18 protein-coding genes are annotated in these 22,167 nt (G+C 49.3%); 7 read left to right on the plus strand and 11 right to left on the minus strand.

Annotation, left to right across the window (positions count from 1 at the left end; all coding sequences use genetic code 11):
* The first annotated feature begins 82 nt into the window (after positions 1–82).
* The 3 genes from zwf to edd are packed head-to-tail and all read left to right on the plus strand — an operon-like array spanning position 83 to position 4,118.
* On the plus strand, positions 83–1,549 hold the full coding sequence (gene zwf / locus SU32_RS01715) for a glucose-6-phosphate dehydrogenase (RefSeq protein ID WP_053997603.1): 1,467 nt from the start codon (positions 83–85) through the stop codon (positions 1,547–1,549).
* The gene (gene pgl / locus SU32_RS01720; RefSeq protein ID WP_082376327.1) at positions 1,539–2,267 is read left to right on the plus strand and encodes a 6-phosphogluconolactonase; all 729 of its coding nucleotides are present in this window, start codon (positions 1,539–1,541) and stop codon (positions 2,265–2,267) included. Before zwf ends, pgl begins: the two co-directional genes overlap by 11 nt.
* A gap of 24 nt (positions 2,268–2,291) precedes the next feature.
* Positions 2,292–4,118, plus strand: coding sequence for a phosphogluconate dehydratase (gene edd / locus SU32_RS01725; protein WP_053997604.1), 1,827 nt, complete (start codon positions 2,292–2,294; stop codon positions 4,116–4,118).
* Positions 4,119–4,183: 65 nt separating this feature from the next.
* Here the strand turns inward: edd and folD are convergent, their stop codons facing one another.
* Positions 4,184–5,083 (minus strand): bifunctional methylenetetrahydrofolate dehydrogenase/methenyltetrahydrofolate cyclohydrolase FolD, encoded by a 900-nt coding sequence (gene folD / locus SU32_RS01730; protein WP_053997605.1) that lies wholly within the window; start codon positions 5,081–5,083, stop codon positions 4,184–4,186.
* A 110-nt stretch (positions 5,084–5,193) separates the two neighbouring features.
* Entirely contained in the window at positions 5,194–7,581 is a 2,388-nt protein-coding gene (locus SU32_RS01735; RefSeq protein ID WP_053997606.1) for a GumC family protein, read from the minus strand.
* A gap of 190 nt (positions 7,582–7,771) precedes the next feature.
* Between SU32_RS01735 and SU32_RS01740 the strand changes: the two genes are divergently transcribed.
* Positions 7,772–9,049, plus strand: a complete 1,278-nt coding sequence (locus SU32_RS01740; RefSeq protein ID WP_245625472.1) for a lipopolysaccharide biosynthesis protein — start codon at positions 7,772–7,774, stop codon at positions 9,047–9,049.
* 6 nt (positions 9,050–9,055) lie between these two features.
* On the opposite strand, the gene SU32_RS01745 is transcribed toward SU32_RS01740, so the two are convergent.
* From SU32_RS01745 to SU32_RS01755, 3 genes are read right to left on the minus strand one after another with little or no spacing between them, the layout of a single operon-like run.
* Positions 9,056–9,934, minus strand: a complete 879-nt coding sequence (locus tag SU32_RS01745) for a DUF6492 family protein (protein ID WP_053997608.1) — start codon at positions 9,932–9,934, stop codon at positions 9,056–9,058.
* Positions 9,931–10,698: a WecB/TagA/CpsF family glycosyltransferase gene (locus tag SU32_RS01750; RefSeq protein ID WP_053997609.1), complete on the minus strand. Its 768-nt coding sequence runs from the start codon at positions 10,696–10,698 to the stop codon at positions 9,931–9,933. Before SU32_RS01750 ends, SU32_RS01745 begins: the two co-directional genes overlap by 4 nt.
* A gap of 4 nt (positions 10,699–10,702) precedes the next feature.
* Entirely contained in the window at positions 10,703–11,869 is a 1,167-nt protein-coding gene (locus SU32_RS01755) for a glycosyltransferase (RefSeq protein WP_053997610.1), read from the minus strand.
* Positions 11,870–12,015: 146 nt separating this feature from the next.
* On the opposite strand from SU32_RS01755, the gene SU32_RS01760 reads away from it, so the two are divergent.
* Genes SU32_RS01760 through proC form a run of 3 tightly spaced genes read left to right on the plus strand, consistent with a single transcriptional unit; the run spans position 12,016 to position 15,163 of the window.
* Entirely contained in the window at positions 12,016–13,008 is a 993-nt protein-coding gene (locus SU32_RS01760) for a glycosyltransferase family 2 protein (RefSeq protein WP_053997611.1), read from the plus strand.
* Entirely contained in the window at positions 12,977–14,281 is a 1,305-nt protein-coding gene (locus SU32_RS01765) for an O-antigen ligase family protein (RefSeq protein WP_053997612.1), read from the plus strand. The genes SU32_RS01760 and SU32_RS01765 overlap by 32 nt, the downstream gene beginning before the upstream one ends.
* A gap of 60 nt (positions 14,282–14,341) precedes the next feature.
* Entirely contained in the window at positions 14,342–15,163 is an 822-nt protein-coding gene (proC, locus tag SU32_RS01770) for a pyrroline-5-carboxylate reductase (RefSeq protein ID WP_053997613.1), read from the plus strand.
* On the opposite strand, the gene SU32_RS01775 is transcribed toward proC, so the two are convergent.
* The 6 genes from SU32_RS01775 to SU32_RS01800 form a co-directional block, all read right to left on the minus strand.
* Positions 15,160–15,897 (minus strand): proteasome-type protease, encoded by a 738-nt coding sequence (locus SU32_RS01775; RefSeq protein WP_053997614.1) that lies wholly within the window; start codon positions 15,895–15,897, stop codon positions 15,160–15,162. The two genes, proC and SU32_RS01775, sit on opposite strands and share 4 nt — an antisense overlap.
* 36 nt (positions 15,898–15,933) lie before the next feature.
* A complete protein-coding gene (locus tag SU32_RS01780) occupies positions 15,934–16,734 on the minus strand; it encodes a transglutaminase family protein (protein WP_053997615.1) in 801 nt (266 codons plus the stop codon).
* A gap of 2 nt (positions 16,735–16,736) precedes the next feature.
* Complete coding sequence (locus tag SU32_RS01785; RefSeq protein WP_053997616.1) at positions 16,737–17,678, minus strand: alpha-E domain-containing protein; 942 nt, start codon at positions 17,676–17,678, stop codon at positions 16,737–16,739.
* Positions 17,678–19,102, minus strand: coding sequence for a circularly permuted type 2 ATP-grasp protein (locus SU32_RS01790; RefSeq protein ID WP_053997617.1), 1,425 nt, complete (start codon positions 19,100–19,102; stop codon positions 17,678–17,680). Before SU32_RS01790 ends, SU32_RS01785 begins: the two co-directional genes overlap by 1 nt.
* A gap of 79 nt (positions 19,103–19,181) precedes the next feature.
* Complete coding sequence (locus SU32_RS01795; protein ID WP_053997618.1) at positions 19,182–20,306, minus strand: beta-ketoacyl-ACP synthase III; 1,125 nt, start codon at positions 20,304–20,306, stop codon at positions 19,182–19,184.
* Between the two features lie 50 nt (positions 20,307–20,356).
* Complete coding sequence (locus SU32_RS01800) at positions 20,357–22,123, minus strand: SLC13 family permease (protein WP_053997619.1); 1,767 nt, start codon at positions 22,121–22,123, stop codon at positions 20,357–20,359.
* Positions 22,124–22,167: the final 44 nt, after the last annotated feature.

Below are 22,167 nucleotides of genomic sequence, written 5' to 3' on the forward strand. Positions count from 1 at the left end.
TTAATTTATTGAAGTTTCGTCGATGCACTGGCTTTTTTAAATCGATTAGATTATAGGGTTTATAACATTTGGAGGCAAAGTAATGTCGAGTCAGATTATTCCGGTTGACCCGTTTGACTGTATCGTTTTTGGCGGTACGGGCGATCTCGCTGAGCGCAAATTGTTGCCGGCTCTCTATCATCGCCAGAAAGATGGCCAGATGACTGAGCCGACAAGGATTATCGGCGCATCGCGTTCAGAGATGACAAAAGCCGAATATCAGGACTTTGCGCTGGCTGCACTTAAAGAGCATGTAAAAGAAGAACTTGATGACGAGCAGGTAAAACTGTTTCTGAGCAAGCTGGACTATGTGTCCGTTGATGCCAAGTCTGACCGCGGATGGGACGTCTTGCGCGACACTATCGGTAATGCTGACACGAAAAAGCGGGCTTACTATCTGGCCGTCGGACCATCTTTGTTTGGAGATATCGCTTCCCGATTGCGGGATAACGGGCTCATCACCGACGAAACGCGTATTATCGTCGAAAAACCGATTGGCCGTGATCTTGAATCGGCCATGGAGTTAAATGACACGCTGGGGCAGGTGTTCAAGGAATATCAGATTTTCCGTATCGATCACTATTTAGGCAAGGAGACGGTTCAAAACCTGATGGCGCTGCGTTTTGCCAATGCGCTTTACGAGCCACTATGGAATTCGGCTCATATTGACCATGTGCAAATTACAGTTGCTGAATCGGTGGGGCTTGAGGGCCGCGTTGACTATTATGACCGCGCTGGCGCATTGCGTGATATGGTGCAGAACCATTTGCTTCAATTGCTGTGCCTTGTGGCTATGGAGCCGCCTGCGTCAATGGATGCAAATGCAGTGCGGGACGAAAAGCTCAAGGTCTTACGCAGTCTCACGCCTATTGAAGAAGCAAATGCATCAAAGCTTACCGTTCGCGGACAATATGGCCCCGGCGCATCAAGTGGCGGACCTGTGGACGGTTATGTTGAAGAGCTTGGCGCTGCAAGCAACACTGAAACCTTCGTTGCGATAAAAGCGGAAATTGGTAACTGGCGCTGGGCGGGCGTGCCGTTTTATTTGCGCACCGGCAAGCGATTGTCGACACGGGTTTCTGAAATTGTAATCGCCTTTAAAGAGGTGCCACATTCCATTTTTGGTGAAGCCGGTACCGGTATGCAGTCAAATAATCTCGTTATTCGCCTTCAGCCGGATGAGGGCGTAAAGCAGTGGATTATGATCAAAGATCCCGGCCCTGGCGGTATGCGCCTGCGTCACGTTCCACTGGATATGAGCTTTGCTGAAAGTTTCAATGTGCGCAATCCGGATGCATATGAACGGCTGATCATGGATGTTATTCGCGGCAACCAGACGTTGTTTATGCGCCGTGATGAGGTTGAAGCGGCTTGGAACTGGATCGACCCGATTTTGAAATCTTGGGAGAGCACCGAGCAACCGGCACAGAAATACACTTCCGGCACATGGGGGCCTTCGTCTTCAATAGCCCTAATCGAGCGCGATGGACGCACGTGGCATGAAAGCTGATTCGATAGTACCAACTGATCCAGATATTGATCTTCAATCATATGCGACCCGCGATGCATTGGCCGAAGCTTTGGCGTTGTCTGTTGCGGGTATTTTGGCAGGTGGAATTGCAGAGCGTGGAACAGCTACGCTTGTCGTATCGGGTGGCTCAACGCCAAAACTCTTTTTCAAGAAATTGTCGCAATGCGATATTGATTGGAAAAATGTGACGGTGATGCTGGTGGATGAGCGTATTGTGCCACCGGACAATGACCGTGCAAACGCCAAACTAATTGCCGAATTTTTGCTGCAAGATAATGCTGCAGCAGCACATTTTCTGCCCTATGTGACGGATGGGTGTGATGCCGCTGAATGTGCGGAAAAGAGCGAACAGCAACTCGCACCTTCGCTCGAACATATTGATGTTACCATCCTTGGAATGGGAACTGATGGCCACACGGCTTCATTTTTCCCGGGTGGAAACCATTTGGAAGAAGCACTCGATATGCAAGGCAGTAGGCAGGTTTTATCGATGCTTGCCGAAGGCGCTGGAGAGCCGCGCCTGACATTGACGATGCCGGTTGTGCAGTCATCACGCTTTCTGGCTCTTCATATTGAGGGACAGGAAAAAGCCGATGTGCTGAAGAGGGCTCTTGGTCTTAAAGACCCGTTACAAATGCCAATCGCCTGTGTCGTTAAAAAAGCACCTGAGCCTGTGAAAGTATTCTGGGCACCATAATTGCAACCTCAAAGTGGGGCAAAAATGACAAAATTTGATGTGAATGAAACTGTTGCGGCGGTAACCAACCGGATTATTGAACGCTCGAAACCAATGCGTGAAACTTATCTGGGCCGTTTGCAGGATCGGGCGTCCAAAGGACCAAAACGTTCCACGCTTTCATGCGGAAATTTAGCCCATGGCTTTGCGGCTTGCGGTGTCAGCGACAAGGAAAATCTGAAAGGTGATGAAGTCGCCAATCTGGGCATTATCACCGCTTATAATGACATGCTTTCTGCGCATCAGCCATTTGAGACCTTTCCTGCACTTATTAAAGAAGCGGCGCGTGAGGCAGGTGGTGTAGCGCAGGTTGCAGGCGGTGTACCGGCTATGTGTGATGGTGTGACACAGGGGCAGGCGGGCATGGAATTATCGTTGTTCTCACGCGATGTTATTGCCATGGCGGCTGCGGTCGGGCTGTCTCATGATATGTTTGATGCAGCGGTTTACCTTGGTGTTTGCGATAAAATTGTGCCTGGCCTTACCATTGCTGCACTGACCTTCGGGCATTTGCCTGCAATCTTTGTTCCTGCCGGTCCGATGACAACCGGTCAGTCAAATGATGAAAAAGCGGAAATCCGCCAACTTTATGCGGAAGGTAAAGTCGGACGAAAGGAATTGCTGGAATCAGAAAGCAAATCCTACCACGGACCGGGCACCTGTACCTTTTACGGCACGGCCAATTCAAACCAGATGCTTATGGAAATCATGGGCCTTCACATGCCGGGAGCAAGTTTTATCAATCCTGGCACTGAGCTGCGCGACGCGTTGACAAAAGAGGCCGCAAAACGAGCACTGGCAATCACGGCGCTTGGTAATGAATTTACACCGGTTGGTGAAATGATTGATGAACGTTCTATTGTGAACGGCATTATCGGTCTTCACGCAACAGGTGGCTCAACCAATCACACAATGCATCTGGTTGCGATGGCAGCGGCAGCAGGCATTAAAATTAATTGGGCCGACATTTCTGACCTTTCTGATGTTACGCCTTTGCTAGCCCGTGTGTATCCAAATGGTCTGGCTGATGTGAACCATTTTGAAGCCGCCGGCGGACTAGGCTTTCTTATTCGTGAATTGGCGGATAATGGCATGCTTCACCGCGATGTTCATACGGTCTACGGACACGGTATGGATGATTACATGGTTGAAGCCAAGCTTGACGGAAAAGGCGGTGTCGAGCGCCACAAATCTCCAGAAAAATCTGGTAATGAAAAGGTGCTGGCACCTTTTGACAAAGCTTTTCAGAAGACAGGCGGCTTGAAAATGCTTTCGGGTAATATTGGCCGAGCGGTCATTAAAACCTCAGCCGTTAAAGAAGAGCACCGTGTCGTAGAAGCGCCTGCGCGCATATTCCATGACCAAAATGAAATGCAGGCCGCATTTCAGGCTGGTGAACTGACAGAAGATTTTATCGCAGTCATTCGCTTTAACGGACCTAAAGCGAACGGCATGCCGGAACTGCATAAATTAACGCCGACACTTGGTATTCTCCAGCAGCGCGGTTTGAAAGTTGCTCTTGTTACCGATGGCCGTATGTCGGGCGCATCAGGCAAGATTCCGGCGGCGATTCATGTAACACCGGAAGCCCTTGATGGCGGTGTTATTGGTAAAATTCAGGAAGGCGATATCGTGCGCCTTGATGCGAATGAAGGAACGCTGGAAGTTCTTCTGGATGAGGCGACATTGGCAGTACGAGAGCAAGCATCAGCTGACTTGTCTGCCAATACACACGGTATGGGGCGTGAACTGTTTGAAACATTTCGCCGTGTGGCCGGTCATGCCGATGAAGGCGCGAGTGTTTTCGGGTAACGAAAACTCAGCAAAAAAAGCCGCACCGAAATCGATACGGCTTTAAGAACTTTGAGTCAGGAGCGCTAGAAACTAGGCGCTTCCTCGCCAGCGCTTCGGTAAGCTGAAGTCACAGCATTTGCCATCAGCATGGCAATCGTCATGGGGCCGACGCCGCCTGGCACAGGGGTGATCGCACCAGCAACGGTCTGGCAGCTTTCAAAATCAGCATCACCCACGAGGCGGGTTTTACCTTCACCTTTTTCAGGCGCGTCAATACGGTTGATCCCCACATCGATAAGCACGGCGCCCGGTTTTACCCAGTCCCCCTTGATCATTTGAGGGCGGCCAACGGCTGCGATCAGAATATCAGCTGTCTTGCAAAGCGCTTCCAAATTCTGTGTTCGCGAATGGGCAACTGTGACTGTCGCATTCGCGGCAAGCAACAAATTAAACATCGGCTTGCCGACAATATTTGAGCGGCCGACAACAACAGCGGTCTTACCGGATAAGTCTTTGCCGAGCACACGCTCGATCAACAGCATGGAACCGGCAGGCGTACATGGTACAAAAGCCGTGTCGGTTTCGCCGGTACCAAGCTTCCCGACATTGATAAAATGAAATCCGTCTACGTCTTTCTCAGGTGAAATGGTTTGGATGATACGCCCGTCGTCAATATGTTTTGGCAACGGTAGCTGCACAAGAATGCCGTGAATTGATGGATCGTCGTTCAGGCATTCTACAAGATCTACAAGTTCTTGTTCAGATGTGTCTTCGGGAAGCGTGTGTTCAACAGAGTGAAATCCGCAGGCCTTTGCGGTGCGGCCCTTATTGGCGACATAGACTTTTGATGCAGGGTCCTCGCCGACAATGACAACGGCAAGTCCAGTCTGGACGTTCGCTTTTTCTAAAAGCGCATCGGCGGCGACTTTCACTTTTGCCGTAACATCGGCGGCCACTGCTTTACCATCAATAATTTCTGCCATGATTATGCACCCTGTAAGTAGATTTGGCGCGACCTTGACGGAAACGAAATTGCTTCGACATCACGGTCGCGCCTTCTTATGGCGCTTTTTACACAGCTGGACGCAGAGTTCTAGCCGAAACGGCGTTTGGTGCCCTGTCTTTGTGCGAGCTGGTCAACGACATCGCGGATGTCTTGTACAGATTGACGCAATTCTTCCATTTCAGCATCTTCATGGGTTTGCTGAACCGGATAAGGCTGTTGCGGGGCCGGTGGTTGTTGCCATTGCTGCATGGGCGGATAATGCGGAGCAGGTTGCATCATTGGCTGCTGTGGTGGCTGTGCCGGATATCCGCCGCCCATATGCGGGTGAGGTTGATATTGTGGCATCGGCGCTTGCTGCGGATAATAATGCCCATAACCGGCCTGCGTTTGAGGCGGTTGCATTGGCTGGACCTGTACATGTGGCGGGTGACCATAGGCAGGATATCCATGCGGCTGCATAGGTACATAGGAAGGCATTTGCGGTTGCTGTTGTTGCATGGAAGGCGTTTGCGCATCAGGTTGTTGCGCAGCCGCGTAAGGATAGTAAGGCGCTCCTGGATACATGTTTTTCTCGCTTTCCGCTGAAGCTGTGAGAGATGAATTTTGAGTTGGACGCGCAGGCGATAAACCCTGCTGATATGTCTCGTTACGTTTCGTGCGCTTTGACCGGCTGCCGCCGCGAGGGGTTGATGGAGACGGGCTTCGAGGAGAGCCGTTAGATGTGAAATTGTCACGAAGGCCGGCGATAAAGGCAAGGCCCAAGCCGAGCATGAACCCACCCATCATGCCGCCTGCCGTGATAATCTTGCGCGAAGTGGATGACGGTGAGGATGGCGCATCAGCTTCTGCCAAGACACTGACATTAACACTGCTCAATTCACTGAGCTGATTGGTTTCGCGTGAACGCAATAATGCATTTTGATAGACTGTACGCGCAGCGGCAATCTCTGCTTCCAGCTCACGCAATTTAATAAGCGCATCACCGTCCTGACCGGCTTCAGACTTTGCACGTGCCAGTGAGACGGCAATTTCCTGCTCGTTTTGAACCGCCCGGCGCAAATTAGCTTGCGTACCGGCGACAATACGCTTCAGTTCGGCAGCTATTTCATCTCTGGCCGCTTCACGGGTTGCTATGGCCTGCTCCAGGCGCGGGTGGCGCGGTCCAAGCGCTGCTTCAAGAGACGCGGCGTTCTGTACCAGTGCGGCATATTGAGAGCGCAGTGTGCTGAGTGCAGTTGTTGCAAGTTCAGCAGGCAACCCGCCGTTGACTGCATCGTTCAATGTTACTTGTCGTGCTTCATTGGCAAGTGTTTCTGCACGAATCGTTGCTGCGCGTGCTTCTGTTAATTGGTTGGAGGTCGCAACCAGATTGGTATCGCTAAGTGTCAGCCCTTCAACACGCCGTAGATTATTGCTTTGTGCAAAATCTTCGGCGCGCCGCTCAGCGCTTTCAACCGCTTCTTGTAGTTCACCCAACTGGCCGTCCAAGGCGCTGCTTGCTTGTTTTGCTGCGTTGGATTGCTTTTCGTTCTGACTTTCGATGAAAGCCTCAGAAAGTGCATTCGCGATTTCTGCCGCTTTGTTGGGAGATTGAGAATCAGCCCCGATTGTAAATACAAAGGTCTTTGGCGTTCGGCTTGCCCATACTGATTCACGCAGTGATATGAGCGTTTCTCTCTCTGATGTATCTAAGGCAGTTTCACCGTTGAAAAGAGAGCGAACAAACGCAATGCCGTCAAACAGAGCGATGCCATTATTACCGGATCCTGAAAATTCGGGATCTTGGTCGAGGTTTAGTTTTGTAATGACCCGCTTGAGAACCGGCGTGGAAAGAACCGATTCAAGCTGGCTGTCGACAATGGAAAGAGCGGCATCATTGCCCAAAAATTCCGGAGTCAAATCACGGTCCACCAGTTTTACCTGACGCGGATCAACAATGAGCTGAGTTGAAGCGCTGTAAATTTTAGGCATGCTAAGCGCATAAGCAGCACCTACAACCCCGCCAATTAATGTCAGGCCTACGATGGGCCAGCGCCAGCGCCAAACCGCACTGATCATGATCATCGGATCAATCAAAGGTTTGAAGACTTCATCCCGTGGAGCGTCATAAGCCGCATCATAATCTTGGGAGACAGGTTGTGAAGAAGCAGCGATCAGGCCGCTGGGGGACGCATGACTGTAATTGTCATGAGAATTTAAATGATCTTGCCTTGGGCTATCTAAGTCATCAAAATCAGATTTGTTCGTATTTTCTTTCGCTGGCTTTTCTTTTTCCATACCTAAAGCGGCCAGAAAACCATTTGGTTTGGCGGAACGGCGAGCGGACCGCGCACGGCGATGCCTGCTTAGAAGGTCTTCGTCAGCGTGAAGCTCGTGAACATTGGAGCGGCTATTGTTCTGGCGTGCGTCAGCATTCTCGCTATTGGCGAGCATTAGTAACGATTTTTTTTGTTCGTCGTTTCCGTTGCCAAACATATTTCATGCCAATGCGCCATCTTCGAAATGAAGAAGGTCAATTTCTAAATGCACGCTAAATTTTTATGACAAACAAATAGTTAATATTCGCATGAACAAAGCTGAAAAAGAAAACTAAATTGCGAGCCTGACAAATCAATGAAACGGCATTTTAATCGTTGTGAACTAAGTTTTGGCTATGGATAGAACCTTGATCACACCACAAGACATTAAAACTCTACCTGTCGAAGGTGAGGGTAAGCGCAGTCTTGCGGTAAAATATCTGAAAGCGTTCTCCGGTGACGGCATCCGTCTTTTCATACAGCTTTTCTATTTCTACCTTGTCGCAAACACTTTGACGATTGCGGAATTCGGCTTGTTTGCCACCGCGTCTTCTATAGGAATTGTGCTTTCGCGTTTGGCCGGTTTTGGCTTTCTCTCGCCGCTTTATAGGATTGCAACAGTGAAGCCGCGATTAATCGGGGTGTATACTGCCGGTTATCTTTTGGCTTTGATGCTATCTTTGCCCTTGGTTGTGCTTATTAGCTGGAGTGTGCACGCGCTATTTTTTGCAGGCCTGATGCCATTAGTGGTTTTTGCAATGATCGTGGGAACGGAAGTCCTCTGTTGGCGGACATTGGAGGCCGTTATCAATGTCAATAAAGGGCTGGAGAAGTTTGGTTTAGCCTCTATCGTGATTGTGTTTGGCTTCTCGGTCAAAGCGCTCGCAGCGCTGTTCTTCGCACTTAGCGCTGAGCCCGACCTTGGTTCATGGGCGCTGATTTACTTGATTTCGCAAGCTCTTATGGCGGCAAGTGCGATAGTGCTCTTTTATCCGCGTAAGAAACTACGTTTTGTACCCAAGCTCTATAAACGGCGGATACCGGATGCACTGTCTGTGTCTGGCGCGGAGGTTCTCTTTTATGTGCAGAACGAGCTTGATAAGCTGGTTGTACTGGCTGTAGGCGGCAGTACCGCCGCGGGACTTTATTCGATTATTATGCGACTGGTCGACTTGACGGCGATGCCGGTGCGTACATTTTCCACCTTGTTGACGCAGCGGTTGATGCGTAAGCCACAGTTGATGAACTCCATCAAAATGCGTGTTGGATTTGAGGCAGGTGTATTTTGCATTTCAGTTGCTGCAATTGCCTGCATTGCTTTGGCTCTTCATATCAAGCCTGACCTGCTTGGAAACAATGTGGCGCAAGTCGCGCCCTATATGGCAATTGTATTATTGGTACCGGCATTCCGTAATCTGATCGAATATCAGGCTGAACTGCTTTATGGTCGCGGCCAAAGTTTTCAGCGTCTGCTTAATTATTTTATACTTGGAATTTTAAAAGCGGTGTTGCTTGTCTGGTTGCTTGCCACATATGATACACCGGCCGAATGGATGATCTGGATCAATGGCGTTTTCGCGGTACTTTATGCGGCCTCGCTTTTGCTCACCTACACATCGCTCAAAAAGCCTGCAATTCGTATCTGACGCCGGTTAGGTTGGCTTGAATGCAGAAGTGAGCTCGCGAAATTTTTCAGGATCCATGGGAATGAAAGATTGAACACCAATCGCAACTTGTTCTTCTGTCAAATCATGCATGAACTTGGTAAGATCTTCGTCACTTGGCGCAGGATCGAACCAACACATTGGGCATAAAGAAACTTCAGTCTCGTGATGGCCTTCACCTTTCAGAATGCTGTCGACATAGGCGCCGTAAATCATACACTCGGAAAATTTCCGGCTGGCACCAATGACAGATGCCCAGGGCCTGCCATGCCGGCTTTCCATACGTTCGCACATATCGATAACAGATTGGCGCTTCCAAGTAACAAATTGGCAGACATAATTATGGTCTGGCTGCTCCGGTTCTGGAATGCTCAATGCGCGCCCGGCATGTGCTTTCCAGTGCAGGTGATCGCTTGCGGCAGTAAGCGCGCCTTTTACCTCACGCCATAAACGCAAGTCATCACCGTGCCAGATGTCACGAACATTAAACGGCTTCACAAACACGGTATCCGAGTCGCAGTACAAAAGACCGTCATCTTTTAGGAAGAAGGCGATTGCGATCCGTTTGATTTGCTGAATGTGCCAGCCGTGTAGTGGCACAGTAAGGGGGCTGACCCATAAGCGGCGCCCCTTGGGCGACAAGAGTTTGGGGACACGATATATCCACCAAGGCAGCAATTGTTTCTCGGTTACAATTTTGCGGTTGGGCCCTTCTAGCTGTTTGAAAAGAGGAACATCGGGCATATCCACTAGAATATAATGACATTCATAGCCTGTCGCGTAGCGATCCATGCTTTCACATAAAATCTTGCAGCGCTCGAAATCGGGCGCATAGCTCGCGGTAATAATGGCATTCGTTTTTGTCATTTTGTATAATTTCTGCGCTGTTGGGCAAAAAATTTGTATCGCAATACGTGAAGAATAAAAAGCGGGTTACCAAGAATATAGCGACGCCATAAGCGCGCAGGTTCTTGCATCAAGCGATAAATCCACTCAATTCTTAAATTACGCGCCCATTCAGGTGCGCGCTTCACATTATTCGCAAGAAAGTCAAACAGCGCACCAACACCAAAAACAATTGTACAATGTTCCGGTTTTATATGCTCGTGAATCCAAAGTTCTTGGTTTGGAACACCAAGTGCTACAAGCAGAATATCGGGTTGAAAATCCGATAGAGCGACAAGCATTTCTTCTTGCTCAGCATCGTTTATAAAACCATGGCCAAGAACGCGAATGTTATGCCGCGTGTCGAGTGCGGATAGTTTTTGGGCTGCTTTTTGTGCAATTGTCGGTGCTGCACCGTAGAGCGCTATTTTCAATGTTTTGGGTGCCGATGTCAGAACCAAAGGCGTAAAGTCTGTGCCGTTTAGATTTGCTTCAAATTTTTTGCCATGGATTATTCTAGCCGCCACATCGACGCCAATGCCATCGGGTAAAACGGTGCAGTCTCCAAGCACTTTTTGATAAGTTTGGTCGCGCTGCGCAACATTGGCGCAATGCGCATTGAGATAATTTATGACTGTGAAAGAATTGGTCTCAAGCTGTTTGTAGATGAAAGAAAGCGCATCGGACTGACGGACATTTGCAACCTCTGTCCCGATTATATCTAGCGTTGGCAGGTTATGCTGCATGACATTACTTCTGAGACAGATGTGTGAGGGCTGTCTGTATGATCTCATCCATGCGGGCAATTTGTGAGCGACGGAATTCCGAGCCGTCAATGTCGCCAGTAACATTTGTTCTGACATCAAGCACATGGTCGGCAAGGGTTGCTGCGAACTCTTTGCCTGTTCCAGCTACGCGCACATTGCTGGGTAAATTTGCAATCGCCCGGATAGAGGACTGTGTGGCAACGGCTGGAAGACCCATTTCGAATGTTTCGATGGTTTTTAACTGAACGCCGGTTCCTTCCCGCGATGTGAGCGCGATAACGCGGCACTGGCGCAAAAAGTCTTTCGCGTTAAGAACCCGGCCGAGAAACTGAACGCGTTTATCACGTTGCGGGAAGCCTTTCGGCAGCTTACCGGCAATAGCTACAGTTACACCGTCGGGTAAGTGTGGCATCACTTCCTGAAGCATCCATTCAAGGCCGATACGGTTGGGCGCCCATGTCCATGTGCCGATCATGCCGACATCAAATGCTTTAATGCGTCCGTCTTTGGGCTTTTCTGCTTCAGGGGTTACAAGCGGCAGGCATAGGGATTGTGAATCGTTGTCAACACCAAGCGGCCCGCGGTCTTCGTCTGCAAATGTGAGTACGAATTGAGCGTTTTTCGCGAGGCGTTTTTCAAGTTTCTCGAGGTGTTTTTCCTCGCGCTTGAACATGAGCTTTTCAATGATACTGCTGGCTGCTTTAGCATTGGCCTGCGCGGAAATGTGCTCAACATTGTGTGCCACGAAAATATAAGGCTTTGCGGTGAGCGTTGTTTCAAAAGCGCCGGCAAGCGGCACACCGTTCAAGACAATGCCATCGACATTTTCAATTTTCGCGAAGGCGGCTTGTAAAGCTTGGTCGCTGATCACCTTCAGCTTTGCTGACGAAAATGTGGTATTGTTAGTTATTGCCTTGGCAAGCCAGAGTAGTTTCTGCTTGGTTGATGCCGTATCGGTCTTAGGATCAATTTCGCCAAGGCAAACTGTATTTTCCGGATCAGCCAGTTCAACTTCTGGCCACTTAAAACCAAAATGTGTGACTTTCACACCTGCGCGGCGCAGCGCGCCGACAACAGCATGATTAGCGATATCAAAACCACTTTCCGGTGCGCCGCAAGGCACGAGCGAAGATGCGAAAACCAGATGCATATTTATTCCCGACTTGATTTAACGCCCGTGTAGCACTGTTTTCTGAATCTGCCCTTAATTGCAGCGAAAAAACATCAATATCCATCGTTTTAACGCTTCTGTAGCACTTGTTAACGATAAGTAGTCATGTGGAAACAGGCTTGAAAATGAAACAACGTTTGGCAGATAACATATCGCTGGTAGCCCAGACACCGGATTTGGATTGCGGTGCAATTGATGTTGTCGTGACGATACCGACGTTCAAGCGCCCTGAGCATATTCTCAAGACGTTGCAGAGTGTCGGCGCTCAAAATACCGAACGTAACATTGCGGTCATCGTAATGGAAAATGAAGCTGAAGCGCACGAAGGTGCTGATGCGTGTGCGCCGTTTTTCATGGATGGCACATATGACGGGCTTGTGATTATTGCACATGATCGCGGCAATTGTTGTGCTTACAATGCAGGCTGGCTGACAGCTTTGACCCATTTTCCAAACTTGAAATATATTGCTGTGATTGACGACGATGAGATTGCAGCGCCGCACTGGCTGGAAGGTCTTTGCTCAACCTCCGAGAAATTTGATGTTGCTTTTGTCGGTGGACCGCAGCATCCGGTTTTCGAAGGCAATGTTCATGAAAAGTGGAAGAACCATCAGGTATTCAAGCCGCATTATGAAACAACCGGCAAGGTGGATATTCTGTATTCATCGGGCAATCTTCTCGTGCGCCGCGACGCATTGATTTCAATGCCACAGCCCTATTTCGATCTAGCATTTAATTTTACCGGCGGTGGTGATTCCGACCTGATGCGGCGCGCCAAGGACAAGGGATTTGAGTTTGCCTGGTGTGCAGAAGCTGAAATATATGAGACAGTTCCAGAGCGCCGTGTAACCTGGAATTGGATTCAAAAACGTGCTCTGCGCAATGGGCAGCTTTCGGCCTTGATTGCCCATCGGCGTGCAGATAGTCGTTGGGCACATGTAAAAGTTGTGCTTCATTCAATCGCGTTACTGGCAGCTTCGCCGTTTCGCTCATTGCTTCAATTTGTACGATCCGGTTCGGTATTGAGTTCTCTATATCCGGTTCATATTGCACTGGGGCGCATCGCGTCCGAGTTTGGTTATGCCAATGAACAATATCGCAATCCAGAACAGAATTAATCAGCCGCGGGTATCGCCCGCGTTTGTTGCTTCAGCAATTCGCCCGATTTTGGCATTTGCTGTACTTGCACTGATTTGGATCTCGTTTCGTCCTTTTGCCGCTGGCTCTTCTGAGGAGATCGAAAGTTCACTACTTAACCAGCTGGGTTACACCGGTCTGCTGGCTGTGAGCATTCTGACACTTCTCAGTACCATTGACCGGCGTGTAGCCCTAACTTATGTCAGCCTGCCTTGGTTGCTCATCATGGCATTGTTGGTTTTCTCGACGATATTTTCTCCAGCCCCCGAAGATGCCCGGCGCGCTGTTGCATTTACATTGATAGCATTGCTTCTTGCTGCAAGTTTTGTCCTGTTGCCACGCAATGCGGATGAGCTGTGTAATGTCTTGGCAATTGCCTGTTTTCTGGTTCTTGGTTTGTCTTTGGCAGGGGTCATCTTATGGCCGCAAGCTGCTGTCCACCAATCATATGAAGCAGAGGCACAGCATGGAGGATTGTGGCGCGGTATCTATATCCATAAGAACCTGGCAGGGCCAATTATGGCGGTGATTGCTTTTGCAGGCGTATATATTATGCGCCGTGGGCGCTGGATAAGTGGTATTGCAATTGCATTGCTGGCTCTCTTCTTCATATCGCAAACGGGTTCAAAAACTTCGCTCATCGTAGCACCAGCGGTCGCTGCAATCGTATTGGTCCCGACATTGGCGGGAATGCGGGGACTTTCTGCTTTTCTTGTTTTGGCTGCTGTTCTTACAACTCATGCAATGACGATCGGTACCGTCTATTCTGAAACTTTGGACTCGATATTACGGTCGATTGATCCGCTAACCACATTCACCGGGCGTATTAGTATTTGGGAGTTTTCAAAGCCATTTTTAATTGCCGAGCCTTGGACTGGATATGGCTATGACGGTTTCTGGCTGTCTGATCTGGTTTTATATGCAGAGACAGCATTTGATAGTGCATGGGACCCGCGCGGCATCGTGCATGGCCATAATGGTTATCTTGATATTGCTCTTATTATGGGCGTGCCGGCAATGTTGCTGCTTATATGGCTTTCATTGATCGCGCCGATAATCGATTATCTTCGTGTGCCGAATTTGAAGGAAAATGTCCTGCTCTCGGATTTCCTATTTATGATTGTTGCTTTCACAACAATGAACGCGGCATTGGAAAGCTTTATGTTCCGGCGCGTTGATCCTGTTTGGCTGACTTTGGTAATCGCTCTCTTTGGTTTGCGGCTGGTTGCAAGATTGCCGGTGAGGGCGCGCTAGAGCCCTTGCTCCTAGTGAGCTGCAACGTTATGCAAACATCTTTCTAATGAAAGGCAAAGCATGACCGATACTCAAAAATCAATCATTCTTGTAGGTTGCGGGAATATGGGACGCGCAATGCTGGAAAGCTGGGTTGCTTGCGAAACTGTCAAACCTGAAAATATTCATGTGGTAGAACCGGTCGAAGCGTTGAGCAGCAAGTTGACGAAATTCAATGTCAACATTCACAGTTCCGCAACGTCGCTACCGGAAGATTTGAAACCTACGCTCGTTATTATGGCGATCAAGCCACAAATGATGTTTGAGGTTGTCTCAGAGTATCAAAAATATATCGATGGTGGAGCGGCTGTCTTGAGCATTGCTGCCGGTGTCGGTACCAAGAAATTTGAAGAAGCGTATGGCGCTTCAACCGCTGTTGTTCGCGTGATGCCCAATACCCCTGCTGCAGTGGCAAAAGGAATGATGGTTATCTATGCCAACAAATTTGTGACTGAGCATCAGGCTGCTCTTGTTGAAGAATTAATGCGTGCAAATGGTGCGGCGACAACCATTGATGATGAAGCCTTGATGGATGCTGTAACGGCCGTTTCAGGTTCAGGTCCGGCATACATTTTCCATATGATAGAAGCATTGATAGAAGCTGGAATTACCGCTGGGCTTCCTGATGAAACTGCTAAATTGCTGGCAGAACAAACAGTTTATGGTGCTGCTTGTTACGCAAGAGAAAGCGGCGCAGGCGCGACAACATTGCGCGAGCAGGTCACAAGTCCAAACGGCACAACCGCGGCAGCATTGTCGGTCCTGATGGAAGAGGATGCGCTGAAAAACTTGATGGCAAAAGCCGTTGCTGCGGCCAAAAAACGATCGGAAGAGTTAGGCTAATTATCGAACTTAAAATTCGGCAATGAATTAAAGGCATCTTTCAACGCTTCTCCCCACCCGCTGGAGATGCTAGCGAAATAATCATCATCAGCTTCAATGCGTTGAGAGGTGCCGCTTTTTAGCGTGTCGGTTTCATAAACCTGCACATCGAATGGAAGGCCGACGGAGAGGTTGGCTTTCACTGTCGAGTCGAATGATACCATCAAAAGTTTTACGGCATCTTCAAATGACATATCCGGATCGTATGCACGAACAAGGATTGGCTTGCCGTATTTTGCTTCACCGATCTGGAAAAATGGTGTGTCACCGCCCGCTTCAATAAAATTGCCTTCAGGGTAAATCAGGAAAAGACGCGGTGCAGAGCCTTTTATCTGGCCGCCCAATATCATCGTTGCGTTAAATGATGATGATGCTTCTTCGCCGCTGCGTGAATTGGTTTGAATGACCTCGCGAAGAACGCGGCCGGCAATACGCGCAATCTGAAACATGGAAGGCGCTTCCATGATTGATGGTTCGCGGTCCTCTGGCGCTTTAGTGCGCTCTTCAAGAAGGCTAATGGTAGCCTGGGTCGTGGCGAGATTGCCGGCAGTCATCAGTGTGATAACCCGCTCGCCAGGATTTTCCCAAGTAACCATTTTCTTAAAGACGGAAACATTATCTACACCCGCATTGGTTCGGGTGTCAGACATAAAAACAAGTCCCTTATTCAGAGACATGCCAACACAGTAAGTCATAGTTCAAGAATCGCCTTATTTTCTTAAGGCCTGATTCTACTGCTGCACTTGCAATGATACAAGCATCTTCTCTGGATTGGCGTTACCAAATCTCAGGCCGTAAATCGGCATGGCTTCGTTATAATCCAAGCCGGTCGCCACACGTACATAGCGCTCATCAGGCGAGATGCGGTTTGAAACATCAAAACCCACCCAGCCAATACCCTCGACATAGGCTTCTGCCCATGCATGCGTGGCTTCCTGTTCCACACGGTCGTTCATCATCAGATAGCCACTGACGTAACGCGCGGGATATCCGACTTGGCGGGCCGCAGCGATAAATATATGGGCGTGATCCTGACAAACGCCTGATTTGTTTTCCAGTGCTTCTTCAGCAGTTGTTTTTGAGTTTGTAGTCCCGGTTTCGTAGTCAACTTCGCTACGTATCAGCGCTGATAAAGCATGAAGGCGGGGGATATCATCTTCATCCTTATCCAGATTGCGGACGAGTTTCCGGATGCCTACGCCCGGTTTAGTGAGTGGTGTCGAACGTTTGAAATACCAAAGCGGGGTATAGCCGCCATGAGAGCCGACAACACCATTATTATCGCTCGTTTCAACTTCCCCTTCGCTGACCACGATAATCTTCGACCGCCCCGGTTCAAACAAAACCAGATCAACATGATTATTGTGCTGGTCATCATAAGAAGCCTGTTTGGTTCCACCTTCAATTGTGGTGCTCCAATTGATGATGTTTTGTCCGGCACGGTCTTTCGGCGTCAGTCTGATCTGCTGCAACGCATAAGAAACGGGCGTTTCATAAGTATATGTGGTCTCATGTTTGATTGTTAAACGCATATCTATTCCGTAAACCGGTAATCTTTTTGAATTTGAACACTGAGTGCATTGCTGTTGTTTAGGAACCGCCGGAGAAATTCGTGCAGTCCTTCATCAAAAATGCTGTCAATGTCGCGGTTATTGACAGATTGGTTCAGTTTATCTCCGAGTTCGAAACTAGGTAGATCAGAGTCATACTCTTCACGAAGATAATTGAGATTGTCCAATATCTGTATGCAGCAGAAGGCCAGCGAACGGGGCATCCGTTTGTCAAGCACCAGAAAATCGGCAATCGTTTTCGGGCTCATTTTACCCGTATGGGTCCAATTATAGGAGCGGAAAGCTGATACTGACCGCAAGATCGTTTCCCACTGTACATTGTCGAGCGAGGAGCCGACAAGCGACACCGATGGCAGCAGAACGTAGTACTTAACGTCCAAAATACGTGCCGTGCTGTCAGCGCGTTCTAAAAATGTGCCGAGACGAATGAAATTGAAAATATCATTACGCATCATGGTGCCGTGCGTCGCGCCGCGCACAAGTGCGCTTTGTTGGCGGATAGTCGTCAGCACTTCAGGCAGTTCCTGTTCGGTAACACGCTTTGACAGCAGTTTGGAAAGCGTCATCCAACACTCATTGGTTGCTTCCCATGTTTCGCGTGTCAGCGCTGTGCGAACAAGCTTTGCATTGTTCCGTGCGGCTTCAATGACAGATAGAACGCTGGACGGGTTGTTTTTGTCGCGCAGCAGAAAATCAATAACATTGGCACCGGTATAGCTGTCATGCGTTGCGTCAAACGCCACCGAAGCACCGGCGGTCCTGATAATCGACTGCCATTCCTTTTCTGCGGATTTAGACCGTGTCAGCGCTATCCGGAATCCTGCTTCAACAAGGCGCGCGGTGTTTTCTGCACGTTCAAGATAGCGGAACATCCAAAATAGTCCGCCTGCTGTTTTACCGAGCATCATTCCTCCAGAACCCATGTGTCTTTGGTGCCGCCGCCCTGACTCGAGTTCACAACTAAGGACCCTTTTTTCAGTGCGACACGGGTAAGGCCGCCTGGCACGATATCGACGCCTTTTGGTGAAACCAAAACATAGGGGCGCAGGTCCACGTGGCGGGGCGAAAGTCCTTTTTTCGTCAGGATTGGCACCGTTGAAAGTGAAAGTGTTGGTTGTGCGATATAATTTGCCGGTTTGGCTTTTAACTTCGCACGGAATTCAGAAATCTGTTTTTTACTTGCGGTTGGCCCAACCAGCATTCCATACCCGCCGGAACCGTGAACCTCTTTGACGACAAGGTCAGCCAAATTGTCCAAGACATATTTCAATGAATCTTCTTCCGAGCAGCGCCATGTAGGCACATTTTCGAGAATTGCTTTTTCGCCGGTATAAAACTCAACGATATCCGGCATGTAAGAATATATCGCCTTGTCGTCGGCAATGCCGGTCCCCGGCGCGTTGGCGATGGTTATGCCGCCAGCTTTATAGATGTCCATGATACCGGGTACGCCAAGAAGCGAGTCCGGCCGGAAATTCATGGGGTCGAGATAGTCGTCATCGATGCGCCGGTACAACACATCAATCGGCGTGTAGCCACGGGTCGTACGCATTGCGATACGCCCGTCAACAACCTGCAGATCATGCCCTTCAACAAGTTCTGCACCCATCTGGTCAGCAAGAAACGAATGCTCAAAATAGGCAGAATTATGAATGCCCGGCGTCAATACGGCAACGACAGGTTCGTTTTTGGTCGCCGCCGGTGCACACTCGGCCAAAGAACGTTGTAGATTTGCCGGATAGTCGCTCACTGGACGCACTTGAAGTTTTGAAAAAACTTCCGGAAACATCTGGAGCATCGTCTCACGGTTCTCAAGCATATAAGATACGCCGGAAGGTGTTCGGGCATTGTCTTCAAGAACGTAAAACTGGTCATCATCCGTGCGCACCAAATCGGTGCCGACAATATGCGTGTAAATGCCGCCGGGTGGAGTCACACCAATCATTTGCGGAAGGAACGCATCGTTTTCCGCTATCAGATGGTGAGGGATACGTCCCGCACGCAAAATTTCCTGCCGGTGATAGATGTCATAAAGGAAGGCGTTAATCGCCTTAACTCTTTGCTCGATACCGCGGGACAGCCTGTTCCATTCTTTAGCGGCGATAACGCGCGGCACAATGTCAAAAGGGATAAGACGTTCGTCTGCTTCTTCTTGACCATAAACGTTAAATGTAATGCCGGTGCGCCTAAAGAAGCCTTCGCATTCGAGTGCCTTCTTTTTAAGGCGGGCAGGGTCTTGCGAATCAAACCAATTAGCATAGTCCGCATAGGGCTCACGCGCTTGAGCGTCTGTGTCTTTGGTATGCCCAAACATCTCATCAAAAAACATAGATTTCTCTCCCTTAACAATAAACGTATGTCATAGGAGTAAATGTGCAAGTGTCCTTTTGACTAAACTTTATGCAGTACTAAAGGCGTTTGACAATTATTGATCCTGCTGAATATCCGGCACCAAATGAGCATATAACGCCTAGGTCGCCACTATTCAGATCATCACTATGCTGCGAAAAGGCAATAATTGACCCTGCTGACGATGTGTTTGCGTAGTTTTGAAGTATGTTCGGTTGTTCATGTTTTTCCGGTGTCCGGCCCAAGACTTTACTACCGATAAAATCATTCATGGTCTTGTTCGCCTGATGGAGCCATAGGCGTGACAATTGGTCGGCTGATAAATCATTGGCTTCCAGATGCTCCGTAATCAGTGCGCTGACCAGCGGGACAACCTCGCGAAAAACCTTCCGGCCTTCCTGACGGAACAACATGTCGCGCCGGTCCTGCATATGGCCTTCGCGTGTGCGTCTTAAAAAACCGGCATCATTACGGATATTGTTCGAAAACTCGGTAACACAGCGTGTGTCTATGATTTCAAACCGGCTGTCCGATAATGCCAAATCAGCGCGTTCCAAAATCATTGCAGTACACACATCACCGAAAATGAAATGACAATCGCGGTCGCGCCATTCCAGATGAGCAGAACAAATTTCAGGATTGACGATAAGTATCGATCGCGCAGAGCCGCCGCGTATCATATCGCGCGCAGCTTGAATGCCAAAGGTAGCTGAGGAGCAGGCGACATTCATATCAAAAGCAAAGCCTTTGATCTCAAGTGCTTCCTGCACTTCAATAGCAATAGCGGGATAGGCGCGTTCATGGTTTGAAGCTGCACAGATTACAGCATCAATCTCTGAAGCCGTTTTGCCGGCTTTTTGAAGCGCGACCTTGGCAGCGGCAACAGCCATTTCAGCCATTTGGGAAAGTTCGCTCTCTTCGCGCGCGCGCAGTACAGGGTGCATAATATCAGGATCGAGAACGCCTGTCTTGTTCAGCACGTATCGCTGTTCAATGCCGGAAGCTTTCTTGATAAATTCAGGCGAGGAGTGCGGGACAGCATTTATTTCACCAGCGTCTATGGCTGCAGCATTCTTCTCATTGAAATTATCTGCATAGGTATTGAAAGCTGTAACAAGTTCTTCGTTTGTAATGACATTTTCGGGCGTAAACACGCCAGTGCCAGTAATTACAACTTGGGTCATCCCGGGAGCCTTTATTCTTATTCCGCATAGCCTTTAATGAGGATGTACCCTCATAATGGCCAAAATACCATTAATGCCGGTACAGCGACAACAATGACGATAATTTCCAACAAAAGTCCCATCCGCCAATAGTCACCAAACTGGTAGTTGCCGGGTCCCATAATAATGGTGTTATTCTTGTGGCCGATCGGCGTTAAGAATGCGCAGGAAGCAGCAACGGCAACCCCCATCAGGAACGGGTCGGGGCTTGCACCAATTGAGTTGGCAACAGAAACGCCGATAGGTGCCGCAATCAATGCGGTCGCGACATTATTTAGAAAATCGGAAAGTGTCATTGTGACAACCATAAGCACAGTCAGAATTGCCCATGCCGGTAATCCGGCGGTTTGTGTAACGATGGCATCGGCAATAAGGGTGGTGCCGCCGGTGCTTTCCAGAGCGCCGCTAAGCGGAATGAGGCAAGCTAAAAGAACAATGACTTTCCACTCAATCAATTCGTAAAAGTCTGATCCTCCGATCAGGCCGGCTGCAACGTAGGCAATGACACATAAACCCAGCGCTATTGTAAGGTCGGTGATACCAAGTACTGGTAGCATTATGGCAGCGGCAAATGCGCCGATAGCAAATAAAGCTTTTGTGCGCTGAATGACTTCGGTTCTACGGTCCGCAAGCGGTAGAACACCTAGCCATGCCGTGACCTCGTCCATCCGTTCCTCAGGACCGAGCAATAAAAGCATGTCGCCTGGTTTGATGGGCAGACGGCGCACACGGTCACGAAAACGCACACCGTTACGCGACACGCCAAGGAGCGTAACACCGCGCCGGTAGAGCAAGCGCAAATCTATAGCGGTACGTCCAGCGATGCGCGCATTATCCGGCACAATAACTTCCAGAATGGTCAGAGATGAACCGCGCAGCCCGCCATGCTTTTCCGCCCCCACGAAATCCAGATCGGCAGCGCCCATGAATTTCTCAACGGATTTTGGGTCACCTTCAAGAACAAGAAAATCGCCGGCGCGTGTTTCCACCATTCGGGAGAAACCGGGCAGACGCTTACCATTGCGCACCAATCCAAGAACGGTGATGTCATGCTCATTGGCTGAAGGATAAAGGTCGCGTAACTGTTTGCCGATCGATTTGGATTCGTCTTTGACCCTTGCTTCACAAACATAAAGACCGGCATCGCCTTCAAGCGAACCGCTATTGGCACGCTCGGGGATAAACCGCCAACCGATGATGGCGACATATAATATGCCGACCAATGATACGGTGATGCCGACTGGAGCAAAATCAAACATTTGATACGGCTCACCTAAAGCGGTTCCGCGATATTGCGCAATAACAATGTTGGGCGGGGTGCCGATCAATGTGATCATGCCGCCAAGTATCGTGGCAAAAGATAACGGCATCAGCGACAGAGAAATCGCGCGCTTGGCCTTGTTGGCCGCGCCAATATCCAGCGACATCAAGAGAGCCAGCGCCGCGACATTGTTAATAACAGCCGATAAAGCAGCGCCCGCAACGGACATAATGGAAATGTGTACAGGCAAAGGCCTATCGGGTTTGACCACAAACCGCGCAATCAATTCAACTGCGCCGGAGTTCATCAAACCTCTGCTGACAATGAGAACCAATGCAATGATAACGACAGCGGGGTGGCCAAAGCCCATAAATGCTTCAGAATAGGGCAGGTAGCCAAGTAATACCGCGATAAGCAGAGCTGCAAATGCAACAAGGTCGTAGCGGATACGGCCCCATATGAGAAAACCAAACAGCACGCCGAAAAGCGCAAAAAGAATAATTTGATCTGTCGTCATATGTTGCGCTCCATTGGTCTAATTTTGTTGTTTAGCGACAACAG

Source organism: Ahrensia marina (assembly GCF_001293565.1).
GTDB classification, from domain to species: Bacteria; Pseudomonadota; Alphaproteobacteria; order Rhizobiales; family Rhizobiaceae; genus Ahrensia; species Ahrensia marina.